Here is a 12,487-nt window from a genome sequence, read left to right on the forward strand (position 1 = left end):
AATGGTTGGTGTTGAGCTTTTGTCTCGCCACCAAAAAAGAAGTTCCTAATAAAATCAAATATTTTGGGGGGAGAAATCTCTATGTCATCTTATCAAACAAAATTTAAACTGAAGCCGATCGCGGCAGCGGTTGCGTCTGTGGCAGCTCTTGCAGCTGGCTCAAGCAACTTCGCCATTGCACAAGATCAGGTGGAAGAAGAAGTCATCGTTCGTGGTATTCGCGCATCTTTGGAAGCCTCCATGGATGTAAAGCGCAACGCTATTGGTGTTGTGGATGCAATCTCAGCAGAAGATATGGGTAAGTTCCCAGATACAAACCTTGCTGAATCTTTGCAGCGTATTACAGGTGTTTCTATCAGCCGTTCCAATGGTGAGGGAGCCGAAGTAACCGTGCGTGGTTTCGCCGGCGACAAGAATATGATCACTCTTAACGGCCGTACCCTGCCAACGGGTACTAGCTACGGCGGTGGTACTGGCGCAGATGCGACGACCCAGGCTGGTGGTAGCCGTGCCTTCAACTTTGCAAACCTAGCTTCTGAAAATGTTAGCGGCGTAGAAGTTTATAAAACCAGTAAAGCGAGTATCGCTACTGGTGGCATTGGTGCAACCATCAATATTAAAACCGCTAAGCCTTTAGATCATGCAGGCCTTAAAGCGGCTGTTGGTGCTAAGTTGGTAATGGATACTACCAATCGCTACAACGATGATATAACGCCAGAAGTTAACGGCTTTGTAAGCTACGCGGATGATGAGCAAAAGTTTGGTGCCTCCTTGGCGCTTAGCTATCAGCAGCGCGACTCCGGTTATACCGGTGTTACTGTAAACAACTGGAACATTGGTGTGTGGGGTGTAAATGACCTTTATGAGCAAAATAGCCTTGATGAAGCTGATAAGGCTGAAGTGGTTAATGCACCTGCCGATGGCCAGCTATACGCGCGTCCTAACGATTTCCGCTATGCATTTTCTGATACACAGCGCGAGCGCTTGAACAGCCAGCTAACACTTCAGTTCAGTCCTAATGACAAGTTGACGGCTACTTTAGATTACCTCTACGCAGACAATGATATTGAAGAAGCTCGTGGCGAAGTGACCAACTGGATTCAAAACGGTAGTAATGTTTCTCGTATCGTTTTTGATGATTCCGCTATTGCCACTCCTCTTCAGGTTTCTGAAGTTTATGGCGGTACGGTTGATGTGGGTTACGAGCAGCAATACCGCTCACAGAGCAACACCTTAGATTCGCTTGGTTTAAACTTGGCGTTCCAAGTTAGCGATAGCTTTAGCCTAAACTTCGATGCGCATAGCTCGACTCTAGAAAGTACGCCTACCGGTCCAGACGCTAGTGGTGAAGTTGCTATTGGTCTTGGTGCTCCTTCGGTTACAGCAAAAACCTTAGATTTCTCCGGTAATATTCCAACCTACAGTTACACGACCGACGTTGCTAACAACGCGTTAACGTCCGAGCACGTGGGCTCTTCCATTTTGCGCGTACGGGGTTCAGGTTCTACTAACGATATTAACCAGATTAAGTTGGACGGTTCGTTCGACTTTGATTCGGGTCGCTTTGATTTCGGTATTGAATCTCGCGCAATGGAGATGGATGCCTATCAAACCTCCGGCACTAACCAAGCATTGGGTAACTGGAGTATTGCTAACCCAGGTGAGTTCCCAGCCGAAATGTTGATGCCAATCAATGTTCACAGTGAATTTGATGATTTCGATGTTAGTAGTAGTCCCGATACTGGCTTCCGCGGCGATGCGGTAGCGCTTACTAAGTATGCTAATACTCTTTACCCTGACACTTGCCTATGTGTTGCTGATACCAACTCTTTCCGTGATGTGTTGAACGAAGACACGACTGCGGTTTACTTCCAGGTTGCATTATCGTCCGAACTTGGCGAGTTCCCAGTTAACTTCTTGGCGGGTATGCGCTACGAAACTACCGATGTGAGCTCTAAGTCAATTGTTAACCCAATTCCATACTTGGTTTGGGAAAATAACAACGACTTTTCTCCGGGTACAGCTGGTGAACCCCAGAACTTTACTGAAAAAGCTAGTTACGACAACATGTTGCCTAGCCTAGATTTCGATATCTCGTTCACTGATCAATTGATGGGGCGTTTCTCGTACAGCAAAACTATTGCACGTGCGACTTATGGAGACCTAAGAGTAGCGCCGGGCAACTTTGGTACTACCGGCTCTACCTTCAACGGTTATACGCCAACCGCAAGCTCGTCAAACCCCGCATTACTGCCACTTGAGTCTGATAACCTAGACCTTTCGATTGAATACTACTTTGGCGATACCAGCTATGTTTCTGCTGGTGTATTTGAAAAGCGTGTCGCTAACTTTATTGGTCAAGGTCAAGAGGACGTAACGCATTATGGTATTCAAGACCAGACTAATGGTCCTCGCGTGTTCCAAGCCGCAGAAGATTTGCGCGAGCTAGGTTTGTCCGCTGATGACACCAACCTGTATGCAATGGTTGTATTGAATGAGCATCCAGAGGCGGTTACAGAGCGTCCAGATCTGTTCCCTGACGGAGAGTTTGATGGAAGTCTTGGTCAACTTGAGTTCTTGGGCGAGCACGCTGGTTGGGATGTAATTCCTGAAGCGGGTGACCCGCTTATGGAGTTCCGCACTAGCCGGCCGGTCAATAATCGTGAAGATAAGCTTTACGGCGCTGAGCTTGCGGTTCAACACTTCTTTGGCGATACCGGTTTTGGTGTTCAAGCCAACTACACCATGGTAAACAACAATACCAAGTTCGATGACGAGGGCTTGCCGAGCGAAGATCAATTTGCGCTTACAGGCTTAAGTGATACTGCTAACTTGGTGTTGATGTACGAGAATTTTGGTGTGCAGGCACGTTTGGCGTACAACTGGCGTGATGAGTACCTGACAGCGATAAACCAAGGCTCCTCTCGTAACCCGCGTTATGTTGAAGCATACTCACAGATCGATATGAACGTCAGTTATGATCTTACCGAGAGCTTGGTTGTATCGTTTGAAGGTATTAACGTTACTGGCGAGAACATTCGTCAGCACAACCGTAATGATCGCATGGTGCGTTACCTAGATGACTTAGGTCCTCGCTACCAGATCGGTGTTCGTTACCAGTTCTAAGTTGAGTTAAGGTGCAAGCATTGCACCTTTGAGCAACTTGGTTCGTAAAAAGCCGCTGTTTCAGCGGCTTTTTTTTAACGCACTTTTTGTGTGATCATGTGACCTATCAGATTAAAATGCTTAACAGCATTTTACCGCTCGAATTGAAACGAGAGAGTTTTAATGACTAACTATGTACTGTTAAATAACGTTCAGCACAGCAATATGAAAATTATCAACCGGTATTCGCGAGAAGCCGGAGATAATAATGCTGCGGTGTTAACTTTCCCGACGGAATTTATGGATATTCAGCGCGAATACCCCATTTTTTTACGCAAAGATAATGATAGCAACAGCTTTCAAGCCGTTGCGTTACTTGGTATTCAAAAGGGCGAGAATTTATTCTTGGACGAAAGTCCAGGCTCAGAAGGAAGTGGTTGGCTTGGCCGCTATGTGCCTGCTGTGGTTGCTCGAGGCCCGTTTATAGTGGGGTCGCAAGAGGGCACTGATGGCGACCAGAGTCAGATGGTTTTCGTTGACTTGGATAATGTGAAAGTAGGAGAGATCGAAGGTGCACCACTGTTTCAACCGCTTGGTGGAAATAGCCCCTATCTTGATTACATCAGTAATATTCTGAGCACGATTCACCAAGGTAACGAGGTTGCCACAGCCATGTATGCGGCTTTCGAATCGATGAATTTAATTGAACCATTAACAGTGAATATAGACTTGAAAAATGGCGATAAACATCAGCTTGCAGGTTACTACACCATAAGTGAAGAAAAACTAGCCGGCCTAGATGGCATGAGCTTAGAAAAGCTCAATAAAGCTGGTTTTCTGCAGGGGGCGTTTTTAATATTGTCTTCGTTATCAAACTTACAAAAATTGATTGAGATTAAAAACTCTCGTTTGTAGTCTGGTAAAAAGTACTAACATTTTATTCTATAAGTGATGGCTATGGCTGAGATCAAAACAGAAACCCGCGTTATTTATGACTGTAGTCCAGATACCATTCCTGCCGATATTGCGGGCTCTTGCGAGCCAGTAGTTTTAAAAGGCGTGGTCAAAAACTGGAAGGCGGTAAGCCTTGCCGCACAGTCGCCACTCGCCATAGTGGATTACCTGAAACACTGGTACAACGGTAAGTTATCGCTGATAAATCGAGGGCATGCGGGAATTAAAGGGCGGTATTTTTATAGTGAGGATTTAAAAGGCTTTAATTACGACACCGTAAAAATGCGTGTGGACGAAGCCTTAGATCTAATATTAGATAGCGCGAATCAGCCAGACGAACCGTCCTATTACATTTCGTCGAACTCAATTGATAGTCACTTTCCAGGTTTTAGAAGTGAAAATGACCTGCAAGTGCCGCGCGCGGAAACGGGCTATCCAACCTACCCGCCAGATGTAAAAATTTGGATTGGTACTCGTTCACTCGCTACCTGCCATTATGATGCCCTAGATAATATCGCCTGCTGTGTCGCTGGTCGGCGGCGGTTTACCTTGTTTCCTCCTAGCCAGTTTGAAAATTTATACTTTGGCCCTCTAGAGCCTACTCCTGGCGGCCAAGCAATTAGCATGGTGAATTTCGACTCGCCAGATTTTAATAGATTCCCACGCTTTCGAACGGCTCTAGCTGCTGCTCAGGTCGTAGAACTTGAGCCCGGCGACGCGGTGTATATACCCAGTATGTGGATGCATCATGTAGAAGGCTTGTCGCCCTTCAATGTGCTTGTTAATTATTGGTGGAACGACGCACCTATCTACACAGGTTCGGGCATGAATGTTTTGTACCATGCGCTGCTGAGTCTACGTGATAAGCCCGAGCACGAAAAAGAAGGGTGGAAGCACCTTTTTGACTATTACATATTTGGAGATACTTCTAAACCAATAGAGCATCTGCCAGAGCACGCGCAAGGTGTTTTGGGGGTAATGGATGATATGAAGTCTCGCCAACTACGCGCTATGTTAATTAATAAACTCAATCGTTAGATTCAGTCGTTCAAGTAGAGGTAGATTCATTGCAACAAATTAAAAAAGTCGTTATTGCCGGAGGTGGAACTGCGGGGTGGCTAGCAGGTGCAGCGCTCTCAAAAAAACTTGCGGGTGTAGTCGATGTTGTATTGGTTGAATCCGACGAAATTGGGACTGTCGGTGTTGGCGAAGCAACTATCCCTCCTATGCGAGTTTTCCATCAGCTATTAGGAATTGATGAGCAGGAGTTTATGCGGGCAACTTCGGCTACGTTTAAACTAGGTATAGAATTTGAAAACTGGGGCAAACTTGGCGAGAGCTATATTCACTCCTTTGGTAACACTGGCAAGGGCGCATGGATGTGTCAATTTGTACATTTTTGGTTGCGTGCTAAAGAACTCGGGTATAGCGGCGAATTTGGTGATTACTGTTATGAGTTGCAAGCGGCAAAAGCGAACAAGTTTGGTTTATCCGCAAATATGCCGCCAATTAGCTACGCCTACCATTTAGATGCAACCGCGTACGCAAAATACCTGCGGGCCTTCAGCGAAAAAAACGGCTTACAACGCGTAGAAGGTAAAATTCAGAGTGTTCAGCAAAATGATTCTACAGGCTTTATAGAATCTATAATCCTAGCAAGCGGTGAGTGTATTGAAGGCGATTTATTTATAGATTGTACCGGGTTTCGCGGCGTGCTTATCGAGCAAACCCTAAATACTGGGTACGAAGATTGGTCGCACTGGTTACCGTGCGATTCTGCTGCGGCCGTACAAACAGAGTCGTCTGGAGAGCCAATACCTTACACAAAATCGATTGCGCGCGAGTCTGGTTGGCAGTGGCGAATCCCGTTGCAGCATCGAACGGGTAATGGTTTGGTGTACTGTAGTCACTACCTGACGGATGTAGATGCGATAAATCAACTGCAACAAAATCTTGATGGTAAAGCTTTAACTGATCCCAGAACAATTAAGTTTAGAACGGGGCGTCGCCGAAAAATTTGGAACAAAAACTGTGTGGCACTCGGGCTATCCAGCGGTTTCTTAGAGCCTCTAGAGTCAACCAGTATCTATTTATTTATGATTGGTATTAGCCGTCTAATGCAATCATTCCCTTTTTCCGGCATTTATCCGTCGGTTATTGATGAGTTCAATAATACCGCTATAGACGAATTAGAAAAAATTAGAGACTTTATAATTCTGCACTACAAGGTGACGGATCGCGACGATACGCCATTTTGGCGTTACTGCAAAAATATGGACATTCCGGATAGCTTAGCGCAACGAATAGAGCTGTTTAAAGAGTATGGCCATATCTTTCAGTTAGATGGCGAGCTTTTTAGAATAGACTCTTGGACGCAAGTTATGCTTGGGCAGGGCATTGTTCCCAAGCAATACCATCACGTTACTCAAACCATGACTGATCGAGAACTGCAAAGCTTTTTGGCAGCTATTAAAAATGGCATTAACCAGGCAGTTGAAAAACTGCCAGCGCATCACGATTTCATAAAAAGCTATTGTAAGATTTAGTCATTGCTCGTCATTGCAAGGTGTAGTTAGTATGTCGTAAAAGTGCGATTCCTATAGCGAGGAGTGTTTCTCCGTGTTAGCTCCACTTACTCTATGCCTAGCTTATACATTTTCAGCCACAACCTAACCCCTGCCAAGTCAATTTCCTACAGCCATATTCATCCCTCACTCCCTATACTTCCGCGCGGGCGTTATTGCTGTTTTTTTTATGGCTAAACTGCAAAACCGTCAACTGGGTCAAATATCTGTTTTGGTATTCTATGTTTAAATGCCAAGCGCTAATCTGTTCGGCGATTAATTTGCCTTCACGATTAGCATCAAATTCAATAGGGGATTCATGGACGAGCAGGTTTGTTATTTCGCAGGAAGCGGACTTATTACATCTATTGGCGGTAATTCGCAAACGGTTTTAGCCGCTGTGCGGGCTTCAATCTCGGGTTATCAGTTATCGGAGTACGACGACAATCAGGGGCGCTCGATTTCTTTAGCCTCTGTTCCGCAGGTACTATTTGACCAGTTTGATGGCGAGCTAGAGCTTGGGGTAAAGCTAAGCGCACAGCTCGATCGAACCGTAAAGATGGCCGTGCTAGCGGCGCGGGAGTGTTTTCAGGGTAAAAATATTCACACACCTGTTCCATTTATTCTTTCCCTTCCAGAACCCATCGACGGCATTTGTTCGCCAGCCCCACACATTCTAATCCGCAATATTATCGATGTAGAAAAACTGCCAATTGATCGCGATTGCGTTCGTCAAATTGCTCAGGGTAGAGCTGCTGGGCTTATGGCTTTAGAGCTAGCCCATAAATATTTGTTCGAACAGGGCCACGACTATGTACTCGTAGGCGCTAGCCAAAGCTACCAACACTTACCGCTGTTACGTTACTTCTATGAGCGAGAGCGTTTATTGGTCGAAGGTGGTTCAGGTGGTGTAACACTAGGCGAAGGGGCCTGCTTCATTTTACTTTGTCGCTCGCCAGATGAAGCAATAGTTGATAATGGAAAAGTTGTCGCCATTCCGGTACCAAGTTACGCAGAAGAAGCTGGGTCTATAGCGAGTACAGATAGCGCAGGGAAGAATATGGGCGAAGGGTTACATAACGCAGTACAAAAAGCCCTTGTCGCGGCGCCGCAAAATAGTATATCGCGGCTATATAGCACAATGAACGGCGAAGCTTATTGGGCAAAAGAGCACGGCGTAACAGCTATTCGCAATCAGCGAAAATTCAAAGAAGGCATAGTAACCGAACATCCCGCCGACTGCTGGGGTGATCTAGGCTGTGCCAGCGGTTTGGCGATGATTGCACTTTCCGCAGATACCCTACTAAAAAGTCACAACGAACAGCATCACTTAGTTTGCGCCTCCTCAGACCGAGAATGGCGCAGCGCTGTACATCTACATTCACGTGTAATTTGATTCTTAAGGACAATTAAATATGACGCAGGTTGGTGAACAGGTTCACGTAGACTCTCCCGTCGAGGAAGAGGACGAAAAAGAAGACGATCAGAAAGAGATCACGCTACGCATTAGTCTGTATTTTGACGGGACCGGTAATAACCGACTTAACACAGAGGCGAGAAAAGCGAACAGCGCTGAATACCGAGAGCATGGCGCCAAACCCGACTCAAGTTACCAAAACGAAGAGTCCAATATATCGTATTTACACCGTTACATTGAGAAAGCTTCTGGTTTCGATCACTCTATTGGTATTTACATCGAAGGTATAGGTACGCAAAATCTCGATAGCGATACCACTCGGGGGTATGCGTTAGGGAAGTATGCTGCGGGGATTACGGATAAGGTAAATAGTGGTTTTGTCGAAGCGTTAAGCGCACTTCAAAATGAATTTATCGTTTACCCGAAAATAAAGAAACTTGTGTTAGATGTATTTGGTTTTAGCCGCGGCGCGGCGGCGGCGCGGTACTTTATTTATAAAGCGATGAATAATAAGCGGCGTGGACGCACACAGCCGCGGCACCTCGCTAGACGTTTGCGTTTTGCGGGTTTTGCCATTGAAGATTCGGTAGTGGAGGTTAAATTTGCAGGCTTGTTTGATACGGTTGCGTCCTACGGGTTAAGTCATACGAATGACACGGAAACACTGCAGTTAGACTCGATAGCAAAATATAAAGTAGAAAAGACAATCCAATTGGCATCGGCAGATGAGCATCGCAGTAATTTTTCGTTGACCAATATAGAAAGTGTTGGCGGTGCTGGTAAGCAGATATTTTTACCCGGTGTGCATTCTGATATTGGTGGAGGTTATACAGATACAGATGGCGAAGACAAGCATCTATATGAATCTTACTCAAAAACCGATACCGAAGCGCTGCGCAACGATTTGATTCTTGAAGGGTGGTATAAGCCAGACGAAATCACAATTCGCGAAACTCGTGAAGTTTTGTATTCTGGCGCTTTCTCTGCGCCGCAAACGATATTTAGCTACAGTCTTCACGGCAGACGTGCCAGAGTTAGAAATGGGTACTCAGCTATACCCTTACAGATTATGGCAGACTTTGCACGTCAAAGCGGGGTTGGTCTAAAAGCAGCCCTAGAGATGGACCACGTGATCCCTGGTGACATAGCGAGTGTAGGCAGTACACTTAAATCCTACGCTCAAGGCAGTTCATCAAAAGATGACTGGTTCATGCAAAGTCAGCCATCCTGGCTACCGGAGCTACGTAATAAATATTTACACTATTCCGCACACCTAGCGACGGTTGCAGTCGTTATCAAACCTAACAAACCTAATTTTGAGGCCGGTAAGCGCGCCCGTGTAGAGCACTATGGTTAAGCGAATTTTAATTATGTTATCACTTTTAAATTTATTGACAGGATGCACAAAGCATATGGCTAAGTTTGAATGGCTTCCGGGGGATTCGGCACCAACGCAATACCCAATGCGAGTACTGAAAGGTATACTTTTTTTGGCCGACGATAATTTCGTGTTGGTGCCAGATTCTGCGAGTATAAATCGTGGCTGGGGAATTTATAAATCAACGCTAGTTATTGGGGATCCGATTAAAGCAATCCCCAAGACGCTTACGATCACTTTTTTTTCCTACACTGAAGATTGCTTCTATCAAGGTAGTTTCGATCTACCCTACGATGAATTGCTTTCTTTATTTCAGCAAGGCTTCTATAGCGTCCATACACAGAAAAAACAGAACTATACCCGCATAACGGTTGGAGTTGCGCCTGGTGGGGCTGTTGCAGTTTGGGCGGCAGGAGTAGGTAAGCGTACGCTCGTTTTTTATGATAAAGCACAGAAAGCGGATTTGCCGTGGTCGACCTTGACTAAAAACACCGAAATACCCCGTGAGCAATATATACGAAACTCGCTGTCAGAAGATCTAAGCGAAGCTGAGCTAGAGAAGCTTGCAATAGAAGGCGTTCCTGAAGGGTTAATTGATCGACGGCATAAGACTTACACCTGGATGCTAGATTTCAATAGTGTAAAGCCGATCGATATTTTTTATCAGGTAGAGTTTTTTAATGGCGAGGCAGACTACTTCCTTCAACCCTTAAGAAAAACCATGACCGAAAAGCCTCATCCAGCCCCCCAAAAACTTCATACCTTTTGGATGGATGCAAACGGCAATAGACGCTCATCTGAAATAGAATTCGATCCAGACTTTATTATTCCAGCTTTCGAAAAACTTTCGGCCCTAGCTGGCGACGAACCTATAGTTCTCACGTTAAACACCGATGAAAGTCGTCGAGGCAAAGTGGTAGAAGTCTATCTCAGCCGACAATACCCGAACCCAGCAAAGCCTGAGCAACAACTAGAAGCGCGAGAAGATGTAGGGCCTGCAAAGCTAGAAAATTACAGCACCCATCTAGAGATAGAAAACTTCACACACCCAGATCTTAAATAGAGCTGGTGTATTCGCAGGGTTGAAGCTAGCTGAGAGAGGCTTGAGCAGTTCCAACCCTTTACCAAATAATGTGACCGACTTAGAACTTTGCGCAAACCTAAGCGCATAGGCCGTTTACCCGCAAAGCACTTCATAATAAGGTTCCGCCCTGCAAACAATAAGCTCTCGCCGTACAAGAACGAAGCGGCATACCAACCTACGAGCATAATCATAAGGAAAATGGAAAATGCTTCAGGCTAGTCGATTAAAACCAACCGAAGGCACGCCAATTTCAATCGCAGGCAACGCCGGTGGCAAGCGTATTCTGTGTTCGAATCAGGCCTTACCGGTTTACAACGAACTGGTTAATCTCGCCAACAGTGGCAACCACTGGGCAGGGCTTGTGGTAAGAGGCATAAAGGGCCTTACCTCTGGGCGGCTGCATATGGATAATGTGTACGTGCAGCAAGAGACCAGCGTCGCCTATGGTCGCGGGGTGTTTTACCTCGTGCTACCAGGTGTTACCGCAACCCTAGAGGATTGTGCCGACGGTACAGTGCAACTAAGAGGGCTAAACGCTGATGCTAACTACATGAAAATGCAAGAGAATAAGCAGCGGCCCGGGCTTTGGCGGATTGCAAAGGGTGTAGATGAGTTCCCAGAGTTTCAGAGCGATGGGGCGATTTTAAAAAAGGACTATCGGCCTGTGGTGATTTCGGATCAAGCGAAGGATGATCCAAAGGATATCGCTAAGGCCGCGCGAAACGATTTAGTGGCACTCAACACTACTATCAAAAGCATGGTCAGCCACTCCGGGTTTGATCTACACCACACACCGGGTCGAGGTGGTATTGTTGGCCTAAAACCCGCAACAATGGCATTAGCTACGGCGGGCGACAGAGCCAAAACCGAGTCGGCCACGCTACTGGCGAATAGTATGTACAAAGCACGCAATATAGAGGGTGTGCTTTGGTTTGCCGACTGGGGTGGTTCAGCGATACTGACCCGCGCCTTACAAATCCTTAACCACCAAGGCACTACCCTAGAGAAGCACTCCATCTTTCTAAATCGGCCTACCTCTAACAGCTCTCAAGCCTTGGCGCTGGCGAAAGAGATGAAGCTTACATTGGCGGGGAATGGCGGCAAAAATACCGGCCTGCGTAAAAGTGAGATAAAGGGTAACCACATGGTTGCCGATATTTCTGGGCGCGGGGCAATTAACACTACGGCGTTCGGCCTTACAGCTACAGGCGCTGCGTTTGGGTTAGCGGGGGTTGGTGCTACGGTAGGCGGTGCGGTTAGTCTAATGGGCGCGCTGTACTTTGTTACCACCACGGTAATGAAAGGCCGCAAACAGTTCTCAGGAAAAAAATACAAATAAGTCCAATAAGGTGAATAAGGAAGGAAAGACGCGATGTTTCACGTTCCATTTAAATTACGAGAACCCACCGGTCTCGTAATTCCCAAAGGGCCAAGCTTTTCCTGGGCAAATACCATTCGCAGCGACATTGATGGGACCGGAATTTGTTTTAAAGCACCCAAGCATCGGCCGCGCCGATCTAACGATATACCCATCATGCCGGAGCGTTGTTATAACGCCAAGCAAACGCTTACGTTCCGCAACTATTTTGATGCCGAAAAAGCTGCACGCGGGCTTGTTGACCATTGGCGAGAAGCGGATTTTTTTTACAATTCCTGGACGTTTTATGGGCCATGGTTTACCGGCGAAGCGTCAGCTTTGGATTTGTCGTTTCGGCTCATCAAGATAGTTAACTACCCAAAGGATGTATCGCTGTTTCACCCAAGAGCGCTTGAGCAGGTAATTGGAGATAATCTCACAAACTTGTACGCGCATCATCGCAGTGAATCCCGCCAAGGTATCCAAGTGTTTAACGCACCCATCAACTGGCAGCCTCTGCATCTCTTACCCGTCAACGCGGTTAAGCTGGAGGTAGTCTCCCAAGATTTTTCCCCGCACAGAACAATTACTCATCATGTCTATTTTCCATTAGCGGATAACCTATTCG

The 12,487-nt window shown here is 46.3% G+C and carries 9 protein-coding genes; all 9 read left to right on the forward strand.

Translation table 11 applies throughout. The features are described 5' to 3' along the window. Window positions 1–81: 81 nt before the first annotated feature. Window positions 82–3,126, forward strand: a complete 3,045-nt coding sequence (locus tag IDZ20_RS07815; protein ID WP_188150874.1) for a TonB-dependent receptor — start codon at window positions 82–84, stop codon at window positions 3,124–3,126. 162 nt (window positions 3,127–3,288) lie between these two features. Next, entirely contained in the window at window positions 3,289–4,020 is a 732-nt protein-coding gene (locus tag IDZ20_RS07820; RefSeq protein WP_188150875.1) for a SapC family protein, read from the forward strand. Window positions 4,021–4,062: 42 nt separating this feature from the next. After that, entirely contained in the window at window positions 4,063–5,097 is a 1,035-nt protein-coding gene (locus IDZ20_RS07825; protein ID WP_188150876.1) for a cupin-like domain-containing protein, read from the forward strand. Window positions 5,098–5,126: 29 nt separating this feature from the next. Continuing rightward, window positions 5,127–6,605: a tryptophan halogenase family protein gene (locus IDZ20_RS07830; RefSeq protein ID WP_188150877.1), complete on the forward strand. Its 1,479-nt coding sequence runs from the start codon at window positions 5,127–5,129 to the stop codon at window positions 6,603–6,605. A gap of 337 nt (window positions 6,606–6,942) precedes the next feature. Further along, a complete protein-coding gene (locus IDZ20_RS07835; protein ID WP_188150878.1) occupies window positions 6,943–8,019 on the forward strand; it encodes a hypothetical protein in 1,077 nt (358 codons plus the stop codon). Between the two features lie 19 nt (window positions 8,020–8,038). Beyond that, window positions 8,039–9,397: a phospholipase effector Tle1 domain-containing protein gene (locus IDZ20_RS07840; RefSeq protein ID WP_188150879.1), complete on the forward strand. Its 1,359-nt coding sequence runs from the start codon at window positions 8,039–8,041 to the stop codon at window positions 9,395–9,397. A 55-nt stretch (window positions 9,398–9,452) separates the two neighbouring features. Then, a complete protein-coding gene (locus IDZ20_RS07845; protein ID WP_223144932.1) occupies window positions 9,453–10,481 on the forward strand; it encodes a DUF2931 family protein in 1,029 nt (342 codons plus the stop codon). 226 nt (window positions 10,482–10,707) lie between these two features. Then, window positions 10,708–11,841 (forward strand): hypothetical protein, encoded by a 1,134-nt coding sequence (locus IDZ20_RS07850; protein WP_188150881.1) that lies wholly within the window; start codon window positions 10,708–10,710, stop codon window positions 11,839–11,841. A 33-nt stretch (window positions 11,842–11,874) separates the two neighbouring features. Then, on the forward strand, window positions 11,875–12,487 hold a 613-nt coding region (locus IDZ20_RS07855), incomplete at its 3' end, for a hypothetical protein (protein WP_188150882.1).

Source organism: Teredinibacter waterburyi, from assembly GCF_001922985.1.
GTDB classification, from domain to species: Bacteria; Pseudomonadota; Gammaproteobacteria; order Pseudomonadales; family Cellvibrionaceae; genus Teredinibacter; species Teredinibacter waterburyi.